The following is a 20,321-nucleotide window of genomic DNA, read 5'->3' as shown; positions in this document are numbered from 1 at the left end:
TGGCACAACGCAGCCGATCTAGACATCGCGGGCCACGCGCGCCAGTGCGATCACGCAAACCTGTTGTGCTCCGGCCGCATGGCAGGCCTGGGTCGCGGCCGAAAAGGTCGCGCCCGAGGTCATGACGTCATCGACCAGCAGCACTCTCCGACCGGACAGGGCGGCCGCACGCCTAGGATGCACCAAGATCGCGGCGTCGAGGTTGGCAAAACGGTTGTCCCGGTCGCGCCCGTCTTGCGTGCCGGTGTTACGCACCCGGATCAACGCATCGGGCAACCAGTCGCACCCGCTGGCCTCGGCCAGTGCCTTTGCCAGCAAGGCCGACTGGTTGAACCGCCGCTTTGCCAAACGCTGCCAATGCAGTGGAATGGGCACAATCAGGGGGGCATCAGCCAGAAGATCCGACGCAGCCCGCGCCATCCACGGACCGGCGGCACGCGCGATCTCGGCCCGGTCACCGTGTTTGAGGCCCAGCACCAGCTTGCGCCCGTTGTCCGCGTAATGCAGCACCGACCGCCCGCGCGCCCAAGGCCGGGCGACCATATGGCATTCCTCGCAAATGAGGGGTGCGCCATTCCCACGCTGGCCCGGCAAACCCACCCCGCACAGGTCACAAGACGCGCCCAGAACGAAGGGCGTATCGCGCCAGCAGGCGCCACAGATGGCGAAATCGGTCTCGACCCGCGCGCCGCAGCACAAGCATTCCGGCGGAAATACCGCATGCAGCAACGTTTGCAATCTCATCCCAGCCCTCTAAGTAGCACAAGATCAAGCAACAGGACCTGCGCCGCCGTGCCCGAGATGACCACACAGCCCCGTCTTGTGGACCAAACCCTCCTTGCACGGGCGCGGTCCCGCGCGCGGCTCGAGGTGGCAGGCTTCCTGCATGACGAGGCCATGGCCGAGCTTCAGGAAAGACTGATCGACGTTAACAGAAGGTTTACAGCGCCTGCGCTCGTGACCCCGTTTCCCGATTTTTGGGCCGCTCTGCTGCCCGCTGCCCGCATCGTGACACCGTCCGAGACGCTGGACCTTCAACCCGGCGCCCATGATCTGGTCGTGCATGCCATGGCGCTTCATTGGGCCGATGACCCCGTGGGGCAGATCGTGCAGTGCCGCCGCGCGCTGAAGCCGGACGGGTTCTTCCTGTCAGTGGCCTTTGGCGGCGAGACGCTGACCGAATTGCGTCAGGCGCTTGCGCTTGCGGAAACAGAAATACTTGGCGGTCTGTCGCCACGCGTCGCGCCAATGGCCGAGATTCGCGACATGGGCGCGCTTTTGCAGCGGGCGGGCCTTGCCCTGCCGGTGGCCGACCGCCTGAAAAAGACCGTGACCTATGCCAACGCCATCGCGCTGATGGCCGATCTGCGCGCCATGGGCGAAACCAACGCTTTGGCCGACCGCCACCGCGCACCCGTTCCGCGCAACCTGTTCGGGCGCGCGGCCGCGATCTATGCCGACAGCTTTGCCGCCCATGACGACCCGACCCGTATCCGCGCCACCTTCGAGATGATCTTTCTCTCGGGTTGGGCGCCGCATGACAGCCAGCAAAAACCGCTCCGCCCCGGGGCCGCCAAGGCGCGCCTTGCCGCCGCACTGGGGACATCGGAGTTTGACGAGACCGCGCAACCGGTCCTACACCCGACCGACGATTGAGGCCGCAAAGATGAACATGATGTCCGAAACGCAAGCCGCCCAGCCCGCCACCGACCTGCCCCACGCCCCCGCCGATCACCCCAGGGTGAAGATGGGCAAAGTCGGCGTGCTGCTGGCCAATCTCGGGACGCCGGATCATTACAGCTACTGGCCGATGCGCCGCTATCTGAACGAGTTCCTCTCGGATCGCCGGGTGATCGACTACAGCCCGTGGATCTGGCAGCCGCTGTTGCAGCTTGTGATCTTGACCAAGCGGCCGTTTTCCTCGGGTGCGAACTACAAGTCGATCTGGAACGAGGAGCGGAACGAAAGCCCGCTGATGACCATCACCAAGGCGCAGACCGCGCTGATGGCCGAACGGATGAAGGCGCGTTATGGCGACGACGTGGTGGTCGATTTCTGCATGCGCTATGGCAACCCCTCGACCAAATCCAAGGTCGATGCGCTGGTCGCCCAAGGTTGCACCAAGATCCTGTTTTTCCCGCTCTATCCGCAATACGCGGGCGCGACATCGGCCACCGCCTGCGACCAGTTCTTTCGCAGCCTCGAGAACATCAAGTGGCAGCCGATCGTGCGCACGGTAGAGCCTTATTACGAGGACCGCCGCTATATCGAAGCCTTGGCCCAGTCGGTCGAACGGGCCTATGCGGGGCTGGAACACCGGCCCGATGTGCTGGTCTGCAGCTACCACGGGGTGCCCAAGCGCTACCTGATGGAAGGCGACCCCTACCATTGCCAGTGCCAGAAAACCACGCGCCTGCTGCGCGAACGTCTGGGCTGGGACAAGACCGACATCGTAACCACTTTCCAGAGCCGCTTCGGCCCCGAGGAATGGTTGCAGCCCTACACCGTCGAGGAAGTCGCGCGACTGGCCGAGCAGGGCAAGAAGCGTATCGCCGTGGTCGCGCCCGCCTTCAGCGCCGATTGCATCGAAACGCTGGAAGAGATCAACGAAGAGATCAAGGAAAGCTTCGAGCACGCCGGCGGTGAGGAGTTTACCTACATTCCCTGCCTCAACGATGATGCCGCGCATATCGATGCGCTGGCCGCCGTGGTCGAAGACAATTTGCGGGGCTGGCTGGGCTGATCTATCAGGCAGCCAAGCTTGCGCTGACAGGACGACCGGTGAACAGCTGGTCGCCGACGCGCACCGTCACCAGACCGCCCGCCGTGCGCCGCACGAAAAGCCCCTGAACGGAAACGCAAGTGCCCATGATGATGGTTGCCAGCACAGTCCTATCCCCCAACACGACCGATTGAGGGGATGTTACGGCAAACCATCCGAAAATCACGCGGAATTTGTGCGCAATCGGCAATATGTTGCACAAATACTGTGCCAATGTGAAACTTTGATGACGTTTCGCGATCAGAGCCAGTCGCGCAGGATCGGGATCAGGGGAATGTCGGCGGGTGGCATCGGGTAGTCGCGCAGTTCGGATTTCTTCGCCCATGCCAATTTCTGCCCCTCGCGTGGCTGCGGGATGCCCTGCCATTTACGACAGGCAAAGAGCGGCATGAGCAGATGGAAATCGTCGTAGCTGTGGCTGGCAAAGGTCAGCGGCGCAAGGCAGGAGGTCCAGGTGTCGATCCCCAGTTCTTCTTGCAACTCGCGGATCAGGGCCTGTTCCGGAGTCTCGCCCGCCTCGACCTTGCCGCCCGGGAATTCCCACAGACCGGCCATGGATTTCCCCTCGGGGCGCTGCGCCAGAAGCACCCGGCCGTCGCGATCGATCAGCGCGACGGCCGAGACAAGGATCGTTTTCATCCGCGCCCCTCTGGGTCGACATTCAAGACCGGTAATCCGCGTTGATGTCGATGTAGGCGTGCGTCAGGTCGCAGGTCCAGACAGTGGCGGTGCCACGACCAAGCCCGAGGTCGACGCCGATCAGCAACTCCTGCCCCTTCATGTAAGCGGCGCACTCAGCCTCGGAATAGCTTTCCGACCGCCAACCCTTTTCAGCAACGACAAGATCGCCAAAGCGGATGGTCAACAGATCCCGATCAGCGGCCGCGCCCGATTTGCCCACCGCCATGACGATCCGGCCCCAGTTCGGGTCCTGCCCGGCGATGGCGGTCTTGACCAAGGGCGAATTGGCGATGGCCCGCGCCACGCGGTCGGCATCGCGGGCCGATTTCGCGCCGGTCACCTGAACCTCGACCAGCTTGGTCGCGCCTTCGCCGTCGCGCACGATCTGCAGCGCGAGGTCACGCATCACCGCGCCGAGCGCCTTTGCAAAGGCCCGCCCTTCAGCCGAACGGCCCGAGGCAATGGGGGTGTTGCCCGCCTTGCCCGTCGCCGCCAACAGCACGGTGTCCGAGGTCGAGGTGTCACTGTCCACCGTCACCGCGTTGAAACTGCGGTTGGTCGCGGCCTGCAGCATCGCCTGCAACGCACCCGGCGTCACGGCGGCATCGGTGAAGATATAGCCCAGCATCGTCGCCATATCGGGCGCGATCATGCCCGAGCCCTTGGCGAACCCTGCGATCTTGACCGGCTTGCCCTCGATCTCAAGCGTCGCCACAGCGCCCTTGGGGAAGGTGTCGGTGGTCATGATCGCGCGCGCCGCGACCGCCGCCTTTCCGGCATCCAGCCCGTCGGCCAGCACCGGCAGGATCGTGGTGATCTTGTCGGCGGGCAACGGTTCGCCGATCACGCCTGTGGACGAGGTAAAGACATGGGCTGCGGGGATCTTGAGCGCGGCGGCGGCGGCCTCGGAGATAAGCGCCACATCGCTTGCCCCGCGCGCCCCCGTGAAGGTGTTGGCGTTGCCAGAGTTCACGACGATGGCAAAGCCCTTCTTCGACTTGCCGGGTAGTGCTGCCAATTTCGCCTGCCCGTCCAGCACCGCCGCCGACCGGGTGGCCGATCGGGTGAAGACGCCCGCGATGGCGGCGCCTGCCGCGATTTCGGCCAGCATCACATCGGTGCGGTTGAGGTAGCGCACCCCCGCCTCACCGGCGGCGAAGCGGACGCCATCGATCACCGGCATATCGGGGAAGGATGCGGGCGCAAGGGGCGAGACCTTGAGCGGCGCCTTGCCCGCAGGCTTGGTCCCCTTGTCCTTCTTGGCGGCCTTGTCCTTTGACTTGGCCTTTTTCTTCTTGTCGTCCTTGACCTTTGCCATCGTCGTGTTCCCCTGAAACCTGCCGTCAGTCGCCGAGCAGATCCAAATCCCGGATCACGGACGGGTCAATCTCTATCTCGGGGCGGATGACATCTGCCTCCGCCGAAAGCTCGGTGATCGCGGCATCGACACGGGCGCGGCGCAACCCATCCTCAAGTTCGGCGCGGACCTGTTCCAGCCCCGGAGGCTCCACCGCGCGGCTGTCGTTGAGCACGATGACATGCCAGCCGAACTGCGTCTCGACAGGCGCGGAGACCTCGCCAACCTCGAGCGCGAACACCGCCGCCTCGAAGCTCGGCACCATCATGCCGGCGGTGAACCAGCCCAGCTCGCCGCCATTCGGCCCCGACGGCCCCACAGAGCGTTCTTGCGCCAATTCGGCGAAATCGGCACCTTCGGCCAGTTCCGTGATCAGGGCCTGTGCCTCTTCCTCGGTTTCGACAAGGATGTGGCTGGCGTTGAATTCCATCGCCGCCCCCGCGCTGCCGTATTGCGCGTCATACTCGGCCTGCACCTCTTCCTCGGGCAGGTCGGCCATGCCGATCTGGTCAAGCAGCATTGCGGCAAGGAAGGCGCGGCGCTCATTGTCGAGACCCAGTTCCATCCGGCGCGTGATGTCCTGCGCGGCCACGGCAGCCAGAACTTCCTGCTGCACAAGCTGTTCCAGCAACCCGTCAAAGAGCACGTTGTCGGGCAGTTCCTGATACTGCGGGGGCAGCATCTGGCGCATGGCGATCAGGTGGCCCAGCGTGATGTCGGTACCGTTGACGGTGGCCAGCACGGTTTCGGCATTGGGGGCGTCTTGCGCCGTGACGGGCAGGGCCAATAGGGCCGTCACGGCGACGGTGGCGAGAAACTTCTTCATGGAACGCGTCCTTTTGCTTGGTCGCGGACAGGGCAGCCCGCGTTGACACACTTGTAGCGGGCCCTTATGTCGCTTGACGGATCGCAACGGTGCCCTGACCTGTTGACGCCTTTGATAGACCGGCGCGATGGGCCGAACAACCCGGATGCCCCACACGATCGTTTGAGATTTCCGGCCTGCGCGATGTCCCGCGCCATGGCCACCACAGAAGGCGCGTCACATGCTTGGATTGGGTTCGCTGGCGAAAAAGGTTTTCGGCAGCCCGAACGACCGCAAGGTCAAGTCCGTCCGCCCCATCGTGGCGCAGATCACCGCGCTGGAGCCCGAATACAAGGCCAAGTCCGACACTGAAATCGTGGCAAAGACCGCAGAATTGCGGGCCCGCGCCCAGAACGGTGAAACGCTCGACGCGCTCTTGCCCGAGGCCTTCGCGAATTGCCGCGAGGCCGCGCGTCGTGCTCTTGGCCTGCGCGCCCATGACGTGCAGCTGATCGGCGGAATCTTCCTGCATCAAGGCAACATCGCCGAGATGAAGACCGGTGAGGGCAAGACGCTGGTTGCGACATTTCCCGCCTATCTGAACGCATTGACGGGCAAGGGCGTTCATATCGTGACCGTCAACGACTACCTCGCCAAGCGGGACGCCGACTGGATGGGCAAGGTCTATGCCGCCCTTGGCCTGTCGACGGGCGTGGTCTATCCGCGCCAGCCCGATGACGAAAAGCGCCGCGCCTATGCGGCCGACATCACCTACGCGACGAACAACGAGCTTGGCTTCGACTACCTGCGCGACAACATGCGCGCCAGCCTCGAGGATATGGCGCAGCGCGGCCACAACTATGCCATCGTGGACGAGGTCGACAGCATCTTGATCGACGAGGCGCGCACGCCGCTGATCATCTCGGGCCCGACGCAGGACCGGTCCGACCTGTATCTGTCCATCGACAAGATCATCCCCGAGGTGAAGGACGACCACTTCACCATGGACGAAAAGACCCGCAACGCGACCTTCACCGACGAGGGCAATGATTTCCTCGAGGATCGCCTGCACGAGGTGGGCCTGCTGCCCGAGGGGCAGAGCCTGTACGACCCCGAGAGCACCACCATCGTGCACCATGTCACCAACGCGCTGCGCGCCCACAAACTGTTCCACAAGGATCAGCAATACATCGTCCGCTCGAACGAGGTGGTGCTGGTCGACGAATTCACCGGCCGCATGATGCCGGGCCGCCGCCTGTCGGACGGTCTGCATCAGGCCATCGAGGCCAAGGAGGGCTGTCAGATTCAGCCCGAGAACGTGACCTTGGCCAGCGTCACCTTTCAGAACTACTTCCGCCTCTATGACAAGCTGGCGGGCATGACCGGCACGGCCGTGACCGAGGCCGAGGAATTCATGTCGATCTACGGGCTTGGCGTGGTCGAGATCCCGACCAACGTGCCCGTCGCGCGGCAAGACGATGATGACGCCGTCTACCGCACGGCCCGCGAGAAATACGAGGCCATCGTCGAAACCATCCGCGAGGCGCATGCCAAGGGGCAGCCGGTTCTGGTCGGAACCACGTCGATCGAAAAATCCGAGATGCTGGGCCGGATGCTGGAAGCGGCCAAACTGCCCCACAACATCCTGAATGCGCGCCAACACGAGCAGGAAGCGCAGATTGTCGCCGACGCGGGCAAGCTGGGCGGCATCACCATCGCCACAAACATGGCCGGCCGCGGCACCGACATCAAGCTGGGCGGCAATGTCGAATTCAAGATCATGCAAGCCATCGCCGCCGACCCCGAGGGCGATCACGCCGCCATCCGCGCCCGGATCGAAGCCGATCACAGAGCCGACGAACAAAAGGTCAAGGACGCGGGCGGCCTTTATGTTCTGGCCACCGAACGCCATGAATCCCGCCGCATCGACAACCAGTTGCGCGGCCGCTCGGGCCGTCAGGGCGACCCGGGCAGGTCGTCCTTCTTCTTGTCGCTCGAGGATGACCTGATGCGCATCTTCGGGTCCGACAAGCTCGACAAGATGCTGTCGACGTTGGGCATGAAAGAAGGCGAGGCGATCGTGCACCCGTGGGTGAACAAGTCGCTGGAACGCGCGCAGGCCAAGGTCGAGGGGCGCAACTTCGACATCCGCAAGCAATTGCTGAAATTCGACGACGTGATGAACGACCAGCGCAAGGTCATCTTCGGCCAGCGCCGCGAGGTCATGGCGGCGCAAGACATCGCCGAGGTCGCGCGCGACATGCGCCATCAGGTGATCGAGGATCTGGTCGCCACCCATATGCCGCCGAAATCCTACGCCGATCAGTGGGACATCGACGAGATGACGCAAGCCCTGCGCGACACGCTAGGCATCGACGTGCCGCTGGCCGATTGGGCCGGTGAGGATGGCGTCGATCAGGAGGTGGTCGAGGAACGGTTGACCAAGGTCGCCGACGAATACATGGCCTCCAAGGCCGCGCAGTTCGGCCCGGACCAGATGCGCAGCATTGAAAAGCAGGTGCTGTTGCAAACCATCGACGCCAAATGGCGCGACCATCTGCTGACGCTGGAACATCTGCGGTCGGTCGTGGGCTTCCGCGGCTATGCCCAGCGCGACCCGCTGAACGAATACAAGACCGAAGGCTTCCAGCTGTTCGAATCCATGCTCGACAGCCTGCGCACGGATGTGACCGCGAAACTGGCGCGCATCCAGCCGCTCAGCCCCGAGCAGCAGGACCAGTTGATCCGCCAGTTGCAGGCGCAGCAACAAGCCGCCCAGCGCGCGCTGGAACCCGTGGCCGCCGAAGCGCCGGAAGACGCGGCAGGGCCCGCGCGCGATGGTTTCGACGAAACCAACCCCGAGACCTGGGGCAATCCCGGCCGCAACGATGCCTGCCCCTGCGGATCGGGCAAGAAGTTCAAGCATTGCCACGGACGTCTGACCTGAACCGCCAAAATCCTGCGCCTTGGCGCAGGTTTCATAAACAATGTCCAATTCGACCGTGGTTTCGCCTCAATCTCGGAACAATAAGCCTCTGACCAGAAGTTCCAGAGGCATCGTGTTCATGTCTGTCCGCAAACTGTTGCTGCGCTCCATCACCCTTGCCGCCCTGTGCGGGTCCGGGGTCGCGGCCTTCGTGCATTACGATCTGGCCGCAACGCCCGTTCGGGCCGAGGTCGGCGCGGTCGTCCTGACGGCAGGCCCCGCGCCCGCCAGCACACCGCCAGCGCAACCCGAAGCGCCGACGCAGGCTCTGGAGCAGGGCGGCCCAATCCCTCCGACCGCCGAAACCCCGCGCGAAGATGCCGTGGCGCTGAGCCCGCTGGGCCTGCCCTGCGGCCTGAACGTCAGCGCCGAAGCCATGCCGGGCGCGATGGTCGCCCTCGACATCATCGACCCCTGCGCGCCCGAGACGCGGGTCGACATCACCCATGGCGCGCTGCGCTTCAGCGGCAGGACCGATGCCATGGGTCTGCTGACGCTGGACATTCCGGCGCTCGAGACACCCGCCTTCTTCACCGTCCGCCTTGAAACCGGGGCTGAGGCAACGACGCTCGCCGGTCTGCCCGACCTGATCGACCACGCGCGGGCGGCGATCACATGGACCGGCGACATCGGCCTGCAACTGCACGGCTATCTGGGCGAAGCCACCTTTGGCCAGACCGGTCACGTCTGGCAGGACAGTCCCGGCAGCGTGGCCGACGCCTCGATCGGGGCGGGGGGCTTCTTGAGCATTCTCGGCGATCCCGGTCTTGCGCAACCGCAACTGGCGCAGGTGTTTACCATCCCGCGCGCCCTGCGCGACGACCTGTCCCTCGTGGTCGAGGTGCCGATCACCGAAACGACCTGTGGCCGGCCCGTGCGTGCACAAAGCCTGCAGATCACCCCCGGCGAGGCGATCGAGATCCGGCCCGTGACGATGACATTGCCCGGTTGCGAAGCCGTGGGCGAGTTTCTGATGTTGCAAAATCTCTTTCTTGACCTGAGACTCGCCTCGAACTGAAGCCTGTCGCGCAGCATACATGCCATATCTCCGGGGGGCGGCCATCTGTGCCGCCTTGACCCTATTCAGCCTTTCCGGCCCCATGACTGCCATCGCGCAGGATGTGCAACTGCGCTCGCTCGACGGCAGCGTGACGTTGGAGGGCAACCTCATGGCCTTTGACGGGGCCTATTACCGTCTAGACAGCATCTACGGCCCGCTCACCATCGCCGCAGAAGGGGTGCAGTGCGCAGGGCCCGGATGCCCCGACCTTGAACGCTTCGTGGCCGAAGCGCGCATCGCGGGCGAGGCCACGGTCGTCGAAGGCCTGCTGCCCGCCCTGCTGGCGGGCTTCGCCGAAAGCCGCGGCATGGTTCTGGCCACGCCCGAGATCACCGACAATGGTCTGTCCTATGCCCTGATCCGGGCCGATGGCAGCCCGGCCGCCCGCTTTGACATCGCAGCGGGCACCAGCGACACGGGCATGCTGGCGCTACTGAACGGCGAGGCCGACCTGGCCATCAGCCTGCGAGAGGCGTCCGAGGCGGAACGCCGCGCCGACCGCGCAGCGGCGCCCGACGATCCCGCCCTGATCCGGCGGGTGCGGGTCATCGGGCTTGAAGCGCTGGTGCCCGTGGTGGCGGCGCAGAACCCGATCAACGCGATATCCCTGCCGCAACTGGCGCAAGTCTTTACGGGCGAGATCGACAACTGGCAGGCACTTGGTGGACCGGATGCGCCCATCGCGCTGCATCTGCTGGATGCCGATCTGGGGCTGGCGCAGGTCTTCGAGACCCGAATCCTGCCACCCGGCATATCCACGCTCGGCACCGAGGCGCTGACCCGCCACGCCAGCGCCCGCGATCTGGCCAGCGCCGTGGCGCGCGACGCCTATGCCATCGGTATCACGGCGCAATCGGCGCGCGGCCCGGCGCAAAGTCTGCCACTTGCGGGCAGCTGCGGGTTTTCGCAGGCGGCTGATGCCAATGCCGTCAAGGCCGAGGATTATCCCCTCACCGCGCCGGTCTACCTGTATCTCGCGCCGCGCCGCTTGCCACAGTTGGTGCGCGATTTCCTGATCTGGACCGAATCTGAGGCCGCCGAGCGCACCGTGGCCGCGGCCGGTTTCGTGAACCAGAGCCTGACGCGGACACCAATGGCCCTGCAGGGCAGCCGCATCGCAAATGCCATCACCGCCGCCGGTGACGAGGTGCCGCTTGCCGAGTTGCAACGCCTTGTCGCAACACTGGGACAGGCCGAACGTCTGTCATCGACCTTTCGGTTTGACGACGGGTCGATCGACCTAGATGCGCAATCGCGCGCCTCTGTCGCGCGTCTGGCCGCCGCCATCGAACGCGGCGCGTTTGACGGGCGTCGGCTTGTCTTCGTCGGATTTTCCGATGGCGAGGGACAGGCTGAGCTGAACCTGCGCTTGTCGCTGCGCCGCGCGGAAACGGTGCGAAACGCCATCCAGGCCGCCGCTGAGGCCGCTGAGCCCGACCGCGTGACGCTCGACATCGATGCCTTCGGCGAGGCGATGCCGATGGCCTGCGAGGACAGCGACTGGGGGCGCGCCGTGAACCGTCGGGTGGAGGTCTGGCTGGAGTGAGCCCTCAGGCGGCGTTACGCCTTGGATCAGACGGCTGTTGTTCGTCGGCTTTCGCCTGATCGGGGCGGCGGACCGGCGCTGGCGCCTCGGTCTCGGTCTCGGTCTCGGATAGCGGTGGACGGGAAAACACGGGAAAACACGGACGACCCAACATACTACAGATACCCTTCACTGCGAAAACTCAACTCACGCGCCTTGCCGATGATCAGATGATCATGGATGACCAGACCCAGCACATGCGCAGCATCGCGGATCGCAAAGGTCATGTCGATATCCGCCTGACTGGGGGACGGATCGCCCGACGGATGGTTGTGCACAAGGATCAGGGCCGACGCGTTCAGTTCCAGTGCGCGCTTGACCACCTCGCGCGGGTAGACCGGCACGTGATCCACAGTGCCGTCCGCCTGCGCCTCATCCGCGATCAGCACGTTCTTGCGGTCGAGGTAGAGCACACGGAATTGCTCGAGGTCGCGGTGCGCCATGGCCGTCTGGCAATACTCCAGCAGCGCATCCCATGATGACAGGATCGGCTTTTTCAAGACACGTGCCCGCGCCATGCGGTGGCCCACAGCCTCGATCAGCTTCAGCTCGAAGATCACCCGTTCGCCCACCCCCTCCACCTCCTTGAGGCGGGCGGGCGGGGCGGCCAGAACGTGGTTGAGATCGCCAAAGCGTTTCAGCAGCGCCTTGGCCAGCGGTTTGGTATCGCCGCGCGGCAGCGCGCGATAAAGGATCATCTCCAGCAGTTCGTAATCCGGCACGGCCTCGGCCCCGCCATCGGTGAAGCGTTGGCGCAGCCGGTCACGATGGGCGTGGCGGTGCAGCTCGGCCCCTGTTGACGGGCCGCCGGCCTTGCGCGCTGCAGATCGCGGCATGTCGGCCTTGGCGGGCACGAAACGCGGCGACACCTCGCCAAAGGAAAAGGACGGCTGATCGGACATGCGACCAGCCTCCGCAAAAAAGGTTAACGGTCTGTTATCAGGTCCAGGTCGGGTGGAATTTTCCGCCGGGCGACAGGGTGAAGATATCGGCCCCGGTCGCGGTCACGCCGATGGAATGCTCGAACTGCGCCGACAGCGACTTGTCGCGGGTCACCGCCGTCCAGTCATCGGCCAGAACCTTGGTTTCCGGCCTGCCCAGATTGACCATCGGCTCGATGGTGAAGAACATGCCTTCTTCCAGCCGGGGGCCCGTGCCGGGGCGGCCGTAATGCAAGACGTTGGGCGGTGCGTGAAACACCTGCCCCAGCCCATGCCCGCAGAAATCGCGCACAACCGACATACGCTGCGCCTCCACGAAGCTCTGGATGGCGTGGCCGATGTCACCGAAGGTATTGCCGGGCCGGACCGCCTCGATCCCCTTCATCAGGGCGTCATGGGTGACTTGCACCAAGCGCTCGGCCTTGCGGCCCAGCTTTCCGGCGACGTACATCCGGCTGGTGTCGCCAAACCAGCCATCGACGATCACGGTCACGTCGATGTTGAGGATATCGCCCTCTTTCAGCACCTTGGGTCCGGGAATCCCGTGGCAGACCACATGGTTCACGCTGATGCAGGACGCATGCTTGTAGCCACGATAGCCGATGGTGGCCGAGACAGCGCCTGCATCCGCCACCATCCCTTCGATCGCGGCGTCGATCTCCTCGGTGGTCTGGCCGGGGAACACCATAGGGGCCACATCGTCGAGAATGCGCGCGGCCAAGTGTCCCGCGCGGTGCATCCCGGCGAAATCCTCTGCCCCGTGTATGCGAATGCCGTCTTTTGTGAGACGGCCCTTGAAATCGTCCAAACCCCGGACCTCCGAACGCGTGCCGATGGCTAAGTTAGTCGCCTTGCGTGACAATTTCCAGTCAGGCAGGCCTGACAATCGCGTGGGCCCCAAACCCTTGCCGACCAGCCCGTTTCGACCGGCGGCGGATAGGGGCCGTACCGATGAGAGGGCTTGGAAACCGCATGGGCAGGGGCCTATACCGATCTTGCAGGGATGGACAAGCGAAGGGCACAGAATGCATACCCCCACCGCCGCGATGCTGGTGATCGGCGACGAGATCCTGTCGGGCCGCACGCGCGACAGCAACACCAATTTCCTCGCCCGCGCGCTGACCGATCACGGCATCCGCCTGACCGAGGCGCGCGTCGTCGCCGACGAGCATGACAGGATCAAACAGGCCGTACAGGCCCTGTCTGCCGCCTATGACCATGTCTTCACCTCGGGTGGAATCGGCCCTACCCATGACGACATCACCGCCGATGCCGTCGCCGATGCGATGGGCGCGCCGATCGACATCCGCGACGACGCGCGTGCGATCTTGCAAGCGCATTATGACGCCCGTGGACAGGAGCTGAACGCCGCCCGCCTGCGCATGGCCCGCATCCCGGCAGGGGCCCGCCTGATTGACAACCCGATTTCCGCGGCACCCGGCTTCACCATCGGCAATGTCCATGTGATGGCAGGTGTCCCCAGCATCTTCGAGGCGATGGTGGCCAGCGTCATGCCCACCCTCACCGGCGGGCCGCCGATGCTGTCGCAATCGCTGCGCGTGGTCCGCGGCGAAGGCGACATCGCCGAGGCGCTGGGCCGGCTCGCCGCCGATCATCCCGAGGTCTCGATCGGGTCCTACCCGTTCCAACGTGACGGGGTGCACGGGTCCAACATCGTGGTGCGCAGTCAGGACGGCCCGGCCGTCGACGCCGTGATGGGCGCGCTGGTGCGCCTGTTCCCCGCAACAGGGTGACGCGGCATGCGGCTCGTCGATCTTGCCCCGGTCATCGCTGCCACTTGGCCCCCTGCCGCAGTGCGGACCATAGGGCCCTTCACGGTGCCGACAGGGGCGGGCGGCGGCCAGCGGGTCAGCGCCGCACGCCTGACCGATCCCGACGCCACCGACGCCAGCGAGGCAGAGATCGACGCGGCCCTTGCTGCGCAGGCCGATCAGGGGCAGGCGCCACTGGTCATGGTGCAAGATCATCAGACCGCGCTGGATGTGCGGCTGTCCGCGCGCAGGTTTGCCATCCGCGACACGACCCATGCGATGATCGCGCCCACAGCAACACTTGCCGCCCATCCACCACCCGTCACCTGCTTTGCCACATGGCCGCCGCTGGCCATACAGACCGAGATCTGGGCGGCCGCAGGCGTGGGCCCCGGCAGGTTGGCCGTTATGGACCGTGCGACAGGGCGCAAGATGTCCTTTTTCGGCAGGGTCGATGACAAGCCTGCAGGCACGGCCTTCGTCGCCATCCATGACGGCATCGCCATGCTGCACGCGCTGGAAATCGCGCCCGCGCAGCGTCGGAAGGGTCTGGGTCAGATCATGATGCGCGCTGCCGCCGATTGGGCACAGGCCGAGGGCGCTGCGCGGTTCGCCATCCTTGTCACCGGCGAAAACCAGCCGGCGCTTGGGCTTTATGCTTCCTTGGGGTTCGAGGCTGTGGGAACATACCACTACCGATCCCCGCAAGCCTGACAGGCCCATGACGCAAAACGGCCGCGCGCAGCCCATTGTCCGATGTCTGACCGCAGTGCTTGTTTCCTTGTGTGGCGTGCTGCCTGCCGCGGGGCTGGATCTGGATTGGCCGACAGGGGCAGAGCTTGTCCGGATCGAGACCGACAGGGTGGCAGGGTTCCGCATCGCCACGGGCCCCTTCGACGGCCGCGCCGTGCCCACGCTCGAGTTTGCCGGCGACCTGTCGCAGGAAATATGGGTCCTGCCCGACGAAGCAGGCGACTCGACCCGGATTTTTGCGACGATCGAGGGCCAGCTGACCGCGCAAGGCTACACGATCGGGTTTGCCTGCGCCGACATCGGCTGCGGCGGCTTCGATTTCCGCTTTGCCCTGCCCATAGCGGATGGCCCGTCGATGCATGTCGATCTGGGCCGGTTCCACTATCTGACCGCCTCGCGCGCGCTGGTCGACGCGGTGGAACATCTGGCCGTGACGATCTCGCAAGGGGGTCAGCATGGCTATGTGCATGTTGCGCGCGTGACCCCGGTGGGCGCCTTGGCCGTGCCGGTGACATCCTCCACCCGGCAGACCGACCCGCACGAAGGTGCCGCGGACGCCGAGGGGGTGATCGCGCGCCTGACCACCACCGGCTCTGCCGTCCTGAGTGACGTGACCTTCGCCACGGGCGCCTCTGCCTTGGCGGGCGACCGCATTGAAAGCCTTGTGGCGCTGGCCGCCTATCTTGCCGAAGACCCGAGGCGACGGATCGTTTTGGTCGGGCATACCGACACCGAAGGCTCGCGCGAGGCCAATATCGCCGTCAGCAGGGCCCGGGCCTCTGCCGTACGCGCATATCTGGTCGATGCTCTCGGCGCGGACCCGGCCCAGATCGAGGCCGAGGGGATCGGCTATCTTGCCCCCCGCGCCTCCAACAGCACGACCGCCGGCCGCGAGGCCAATCGGCGGGTCGAGGCCGTCTTGATCGCCTATTGACGAAAAAACGCCCGGATCGGCGCGGAGCCAATCCGGGCGCAGTCAGGCACGCGCCCCGGAACAGAAGACAGGGCGCAGGCACGGCATCAGGCAAAAAAATCAGCGGGGCAGGCGCGACAGCGCATCACCAGTCGGTGGGTCCCTTGTCCTTGAAGGCGTCGACAAGAAAGTCGATGAAGGATCTTACCTTGGGCTGCGTGTAGCGGCCGGGCGGATAGATCGCGTATACGCCTTGGATGTCGACCGGCAGATCGGGGATCACATCCTCGATCAACCCGGCACGAAGCGGGTCAGCATAAAGGAAACTGGGCAGGTAGGCGATGCCCAGCCCCCCGATCGCGGCATTGAGCAGCGACTGGCCGTCGTTCACGGTCAGCCAGCCACCGCTGCGCACCTGCCGCTGTTCGCCCGAAGGGGCGGTGATCTTCCAGACGTTGCCATTGGCGTTGTTGGAATAATGCAAGAGCTTGTGTTCGTTCAGGTCGTCGATCTTTTCCGGGCGGCCATAGCGCTGGAAATAGGACGGCGCCGCGATCATCCGGCGCTGCGTCTCGCAAATCTTGCGGGCGCGCAGGCTGCTGTCCTCCAACTCGCCCACCCGGATCGCCATGTCGAACCCTTCCGAGATCAGTTCGACATAGCGGTTGTTGAGCACCATGTTGACGGTGACATCGGGGTATCTGTGCAGGAACTTGCCCAGAATGGGCGAGACATGATTCACCCCGAAATCGGTGGCGATGGACACGCGCAATGTGCCCGACGGAGCCGATTGCATCGCGGTTACCAGCGCGTCGGCCTCGCCGGCGTCGTTGAGCACGCGGCGGGCGCGGTCGTAATAAGCTAGGCCGATCTCGGTCGGGCTGACGCGGCGCGTGGTGCGGTTGAGCAGTCGCGCGCCCAAACGCGTCTCAAGACTGGAGACATGCTTGGACACGGCGGATTTGGAAATCCCCATCTTCTTCGCGGCATCGGTAAAGCCACCCTGGTCCACCACCATGGCGAAGGCTTCCATTTCCGTAAGTCGATCCATCTTTACTACCTGCTCGGGCTTGTTGGTCTTCTCCTGTTTGACCCCCAAATGCGGCGCGATTGCGGAAGCGGGCGGGCCAAAGCCGGGTAATTCAACGGATCGTTCGTGGTGCCGCATCAATTTGGCGTCGACGCGAGGCGAGAACACGGGCAAGGGATCTGTCCGCCGGGGTATTGGCCTTCCTGCCCCACAGGAACTAGCCTGCCCGCGCAAGGGCATGAACGACATGAGGTCAGATTGGCCAGAAAATCCGATCCGGACAGCGCGGTGAAATCCGCGATCCGTGGCAAGCCGCACAAACGCGCACAGGCACGGCAGCCCTCTCGCCTGCGCCGTGCGGCGATATGGCTGCGGCGCTGGCTTGTGCGGTCGGTCGCGGCGCTTATCGTCCTTGGGCTTGGATGGGTCATTCTCTATGCCTTCATCCCGGTACCCACGACGGCCTACATGATCGGCGAAAGCCGTCGGCTGGGCGGAATCGAGCGCCAATGGATCCCGATCGAGGAGATTTCGGTCAATCTGCAACGAGCCGTGGTCGCGGCGGAAGACGCGAATTTCTGCCGGCATTGGGGCTTTGACATGGATGCCATCCGAGACGCCATCGCCGAAGGCGGGCAGCGCGGCGCGTCTACGATCAGCCAGCAGACGGTCAAGAACACCTTTCTGTGGCATGGCCGGACATGGGTGCGAAAAGCGCTCGAGGCGGCATTCACCCCGGTGATGGAACTGCTTTGGTCCAAGCGGCGCGTGCTCGAGGTCTACCTGAACGTCGCCGAATTCGGCGAAGGTGTCTTTGGTGCGGAGGCCGCCGCGCAGCATCATTTCGGTGTGTCTGCCGCCGATCTGTCGCTGCGGCAGGCTTCGCTGCTGGCCGCCGTCCTGCCCAGCCCGCAGAACCGGATCGCCTCGGCGCCCTCGGGATTTGTCGACCGACGCGCGCGGTCCATCGCGGGCGGGGCCGCCACCATCGCCGCCGATGGGCGCGATGATTGCTTTGCGAATTGAAGTCGGACACTCTTTCGCGCCATAGAAGGTCAGCCTAACATGATCGAGCAGTCCATGGCGCGCCTGTACCATTTTGCCCTCTCCCCCTTTTGCCGCAAGGTCCGGCTTGTGCTTGCCGAAAAGCGGATCGAGGTGGAATTGCTCGAAGAACGCTATTGGGAGCCCACGACCGAATTCCTGCGTCGCAATCCCGCAGGCAAGGTTCCGGTCCTCAAGATCGACGGAATGCACCTGACGGAATCGAACGCGATCTGCGAATACCTCGAGGAAACCCGGCCCGAACCGCCCCTGATGCCCTCGGACCCCAAGGGCCGGGCAGAGGTGCGGCGGCTGGTGCATTGGTTCGACGACAAGTTCCACCACGAGGTGACGGCGAATCTGGTCTATGAACGGGTCAACAAGAAGATCATGCGCGGCGGCTATCCTGATGGCAAAGCGGTGAAAACCGGCGCACAGCAGATCAAGTACCATCTCGATTACATGGCATGGCTGCTGGATCACCGGCGCTGGCTGGCGGGCGACAAGCTGACGCTGGCTGATTTCACCGCCGCCGCCCACCTGTCGTGCCTCGACTATATCTCGGACGTCGACTGGAACCGGTCCGAGATCGTCAAGGACTGGTATGCCAAGGTGAAATCGCGCCCCGCGTTCCGGTCGATCCTCGCCGACCAGATCCCCGGCTTCATCCAGCCGCCCCATTACGCGAATCTCGACTTTTGAGCGACCTGAAGGCAGCCCTTCTGACCGAGGCCCGCGCGGCGGGCTTCGCAAAGATGGGCGTGTGTCGTCCCGACGCGATCCCGCAGGCCGCCGGGCGGTTGGCGGGCTTCGTCGAGGGGGGACGGCACGGTCAGATGGGCTGGATGGCGGAGCGGATGGGATGGCGCGGCGACCCTGCCGCGCTCTGGCCCGAGGCGCGGTCCGTCATCATGCTGGCGGAGGTCTACACACCCGACGCCGACCCGCTGGAGGCGCTGACCCACCGCGACCGGGCCACGATCAGCGTCTATGCGCAGAACCGCGATTACCACGATCTGGTCAAGAAACGGCTCAAGCGCGTGGGGCGCTGGCTGCTGGATCAGGCGCCGGGGCATCAGATCAAGGTCTTTGTCGACACTGCGCCCGTGATGGAGAAACCGCTGGCCGAAGCCGCAGGGCTGGGCTGGCAGGGCAAGCACACCAACCTTTTGTCGCGCGATCTGGGCAACTGGTTTTTCCTCGGCGCGATCTTCACCACCGTGGACCTGCCCCCCGACACGCCCGAGGCCGAGCATTGCGGCAGTTGCACCGCCTGCCTCGACATTTGCCCGACCGATGCGTTTCCGGCACCCTTCCAACTCGACGCGCGGCGCTGCATTTCCTACCTGACGATCGAGCACAAGGGCCCGGTCGATGCCGACTTGCGCCCGCTGATGGGCAACCGCATCTATGGCTGCGACGATTGCCTTGCCGTCTGCCCTTGGAACAAGTTCGCCCAAACGGCGACCGAGATGCGCTATGCCGCGCGGCCCGAATTGGTCAGCCCGCGTCTGGTGGATCTTGCAAGGCTGGATGACGCGGGGTTCCGCGCGCTTTTCGCAGGCAGCCCGATCAAGCGGATCGGGCGCGACAGGTTCGTGCGGAATGTGCTCTATGCAATCGGCAATTCGGCTGACGCAGGGCTGGCGCCTGTGGCGCAGAGCCTGACCGAGGATGCGGATGCGACGGTCGCCGATGCGGCGCGTTGGGCGGTGGAGAGGCTGCGATGAACCTTCTGATCTTCGGCTATGGCTACAGCGCCCGCTTTTTGGCGCGCGAACTTGCCCAACCCGCCGGCACGATCCGCGTTACAACCCGCAGCGCCGACAAGGCCGCGCGGCTGGAGGCAGGGGGCCTGACCGCCCGCGTCTTTCCCGGCGCCGACATGGCCGCCGATCTGGCATGGGCCACCCATGTCTTGATCAGCGCCGGGCCGGAAAACGGGGGCGATCCGGTGCTGGCACATGCGCGCGAGGCCATCGAGAACGCCGCCAACGGGCTGGTCTGGGTCGGCTACCTGTCGACCACCGGCGTTTACGGCGACCATCAGGGCGGCTGGGTGGACGAGGCCACGCCCCTGACCCCCTCGACCGAGCGGGGGCGTGCACGTGTCACGGCCGAAGCCGAATGGATGGACCTGCACGACAAGCATGGCCTGCCCGTGCACATCTTCCGCCTTGCCGGCATCTATGGCCCCGGTCGCGGCCCGTTTGAAAAGGTCCGCGACGGCACGGCGCGGCGCATCCTCAAGCCCGGACAGGTGTTTTCCCGCATTCATGCCGAGGATATCGCGCAGGTGCTGTTCGCCTCGATGGCGCGGCCTGATCCGGGCGCGGTCTACAATGTCTGCGACGACGATCCGGCCCCGCCGCAAGACGTGATCGCCCACGCGGCCACCCTTCTGGGTCTGCCCCTGCCGCCTGAAATTCCCTTCGACACGGCAGATCTTTCGCCCATGGCAGCAAGCTTTTACGCTGAATCGAAGCGGGTCGATAACCGCAAGATCAAGGAGGATCTGGGCGTCACCCTGCGCTATCCGGATTATCGCGCGGGGCTTGCTGCCGTGCTGGCTGCGGAAACCGCGAAAACGTGACTTCGCGGGCACGGCGTTT

20 protein-coding genes are annotated in these 20,321 nt (G+C 64.9%); 12 read left to right on the top strand and 8 right to left on the bottom strand.

Annotated features, from left to right (window positions below; all coding sequences use genetic code 11):
* Positions 1 to 18 precede the first annotated feature (18 nt).
* The gene (locus C7455_RS06725; protein ID WP_109666725.1) at positions 19 to 744 is read right to left on the bottom strand and encodes a ComF family protein; all 726 of its coding nucleotides are present in this window, start codon (positions 742 to 744) and stop codon (positions 19 to 21) included.
* Between the two features lie 57 nt (positions 745 to 801).
* Here C7455_RS06725 and C7455_RS06720 point away from each other — a divergent pair, with 57 nt between their 5' ends.
* Positions 802 to 1,656, top strand: a complete 855-nt coding sequence (locus C7455_RS06720; RefSeq protein WP_109666724.1) for a methyltransferase domain-containing protein — start codon at positions 802 to 804, stop codon at positions 1,654 to 1,656.
* A gap of 10 nt (positions 1,657 to 1,666) precedes the next feature.
* A complete protein-coding gene (gene hemH, locus C7455_RS06715) occupies positions 1,667 to 2,743 on the top strand; it encodes a ferrochelatase (RefSeq protein WP_425450628.1) in 1,077 nt (358 codons plus the stop codon).
* 4 nt (positions 2,744 to 2,747) lie between these two features.
* Here hemH and C7455_RS20090 read toward each other — a convergent pair whose 3' ends face one another.
* The 4 genes from C7455_RS20090 to C7455_RS06700 form a co-directional block, all read right to left on the bottom strand.
* The gene (locus C7455_RS20090; RefSeq protein ID WP_170119014.1) at positions 2,748 to 2,888 is read right to left on the bottom strand and encodes a hypothetical protein; all 141 of its coding nucleotides are present in this window, start codon (positions 2,886 to 2,888) and stop codon (positions 2,748 to 2,750) included.
* A 134-nt stretch (positions 2,889 to 3,022) separates the two neighbouring features.
* Positions 3,023 to 3,421: an 8-oxo-dGTP diphosphatase MutT gene (mutT, locus tag C7455_RS06710; RefSeq protein ID WP_109666723.1), complete on the bottom strand. Its 399-nt coding sequence runs from the start codon at positions 3,419 to 3,421 to the stop codon at positions 3,023 to 3,025.
* A gap of 22 nt (positions 3,422 to 3,443) precedes the next feature.
* Positions 3,444 to 4,781: a bifunctional glutamate N-acetyltransferase/amino-acid acetyltransferase ArgJ gene (argJ, locus tag C7455_RS06705; RefSeq protein ID WP_109666721.1), complete on the bottom strand. Its 1,338-nt coding sequence runs from the start codon at positions 4,779 to 4,781 to the stop codon at positions 3,444 to 3,446.
* 25 nt (positions 4,782 to 4,806) lie between these two features.
* A complete protein-coding gene (locus C7455_RS06700) occupies positions 4,807 to 5,646 on the bottom strand; it encodes a peptidylprolyl isomerase (protein WP_109666720.1) in 840 nt (279 codons plus the stop codon).
* A gap of 220 nt (positions 5,647 to 5,866) precedes the next feature.
* Here C7455_RS06700 and secA point away from each other — a divergent pair, with 220 nt between their 5' ends.
* From secA to C7455_RS06685, 3 genes are all read left to right on the top strand, one after another.
* Positions 5,867 to 8,572, top strand: a complete 2,706-nt coding sequence (gene secA / locus C7455_RS06695) for a preprotein translocase subunit SecA (protein WP_109666718.1) — start codon at positions 5,867 to 5,869, stop codon at positions 8,570 to 8,572.
* A 118-nt stretch (positions 8,573 to 8,690) separates the two neighbouring features.
* Positions 8,691 to 9,629: a hypothetical protein gene (locus C7455_RS06690; RefSeq protein ID WP_109666716.1), complete on the top strand. Its 939-nt coding sequence runs from the start codon at positions 8,691 to 8,693 to the stop codon at positions 9,627 to 9,629.
* 82 nt (positions 9,630 to 9,711) lie between these two features.
* Positions 9,712 to 11,217, top strand: a complete 1,506-nt coding sequence (locus tag C7455_RS06685) for a phosphate ABC transporter substrate-binding/OmpA family protein (RefSeq protein ID WP_245904246.1) — start codon at positions 9,712 to 9,714, stop codon at positions 11,215 to 11,217.
* A gap of 155 nt (positions 11,218 to 11,372) precedes the next feature.
* Here C7455_RS06685 and radC read toward each other — a convergent pair whose 3' ends face one another.
* Entirely contained in the window at positions 11,373 to 12,158 is a 786-nt protein-coding gene (gene radC, locus C7455_RS06680; protein ID WP_109666712.1) for a RadC family protein, read from the bottom strand.
* 37 nt (positions 12,159 to 12,195) lie between these two features.
* Positions 12,196 to 13,005, bottom strand: a complete 810-nt coding sequence (gene map, locus C7455_RS06675; protein WP_109666711.1) for a type I methionyl aminopeptidase — start codon at positions 13,003 to 13,005, stop codon at positions 12,196 to 12,198.
* A 217-nt stretch (positions 13,006 to 13,222) separates the two neighbouring features.
* Between map and C7455_RS06670 the strand changes: the two genes are divergently transcribed.
* From C7455_RS06670 to C7455_RS06660, 3 genes are all read left to right on the top strand, one after another.
* On the top strand, positions 13,223 to 13,951 hold the full coding sequence (locus tag C7455_RS06670) for a competence/damage-inducible protein A (protein ID WP_109666709.1): 729 nt from the start codon (positions 13,223 to 13,225) through the stop codon (positions 13,949 to 13,951).
* Positions 13,952 to 13,957: 6 nt separating this feature from the next.
* Complete coding sequence (locus C7455_RS06665; protein WP_109666708.1) at positions 13,958 to 14,683, top strand: GNAT family N-acetyltransferase; 726 nt, start codon at positions 13,958 to 13,960, stop codon at positions 14,681 to 14,683.
* 76 nt (positions 14,684 to 14,759) lie between these two features.
* Positions 14,760 to 15,656 carry an OmpA family protein gene (locus tag C7455_RS06660; protein ID WP_170119013.1) on the top strand — a complete coding sequence of 299 codons (897 nt, stop codon included), beginning with the start codon at positions 14,760 to 14,762 and terminating at the stop codon, positions 15,654 to 15,656.
* Positions 15,657 to 15,780: 124 nt separating this feature from the next.
* On the opposite strand, the gene C7455_RS06655 is transcribed toward C7455_RS06660, so the two are convergent.
* A complete protein-coding gene (locus C7455_RS06655) occupies positions 15,781 to 16,686 on the bottom strand; it encodes a LysR family transcriptional regulator (RefSeq protein ID WP_109666858.1) in 906 nt (301 codons plus the stop codon).
* Between the two features lie 237 nt (positions 16,687 to 16,923).
* Between C7455_RS06655 and mtgA the strand changes: the two genes are divergently transcribed.
* From mtgA to C7455_RS06635, 4 genes are read left to right on the top strand one after another with little or no spacing between them, the layout of a single operon-like run.
* Positions 16,924 to 17,691 (top strand): monofunctional biosynthetic peptidoglycan transglycosylase, encoded by a 768-nt coding sequence (gene mtgA, locus C7455_RS06650; protein ID WP_425450627.1) that lies wholly within the window; start codon positions 16,924 to 16,926, stop codon positions 17,689 to 17,691.
* A 54-nt stretch (positions 17,692 to 17,745) separates the two neighbouring features.
* Complete coding sequence (gene fzlA, locus C7455_RS06645) at positions 17,746 to 18,411, top strand: FtsZ-binding protein FzlA (RefSeq protein ID WP_109666855.1); 666 nt, start codon at positions 17,746 to 17,748, stop codon at positions 18,409 to 18,411.
* A complete protein-coding gene (queG, locus tag C7455_RS06640; protein ID WP_109666704.1) occupies positions 18,408 to 19,439 on the top strand; it encodes a tRNA epoxyqueuosine(34) reductase QueG in 1,032 nt (343 codons plus the stop codon). Before fzlA ends, queG begins: the two co-directional genes overlap by 4 nt.
* Positions 19,436 to 20,302 carry an SDR family oxidoreductase gene (locus C7455_RS06635; protein ID WP_109666703.1) on the top strand — a complete coding sequence of 289 codons (867 nt, stop codon included), beginning with the start codon at positions 19,436 to 19,438 and terminating at the stop codon, positions 20,300 to 20,302. The genes queG and C7455_RS06635 overlap by 4 nt, the downstream gene beginning before the upstream one ends.
* Positions 20,303 to 20,321 lie beyond the last annotated feature (19 nt).

The organism is Roseicyclus mahoneyensis, assembly GCF_003148775.1.
GTDB classification, from domain to species: domain Bacteria; phylum Pseudomonadota; class Alphaproteobacteria; order Rhodobacterales; family Rhodobacteraceae; genus Roseicyclus; species Roseicyclus mahoneyensis.
The sequence above is the reverse complement of the archived record's forward strand: the minus strand, read 5'-3'. Positions and strand labels throughout refer to the sequence as shown.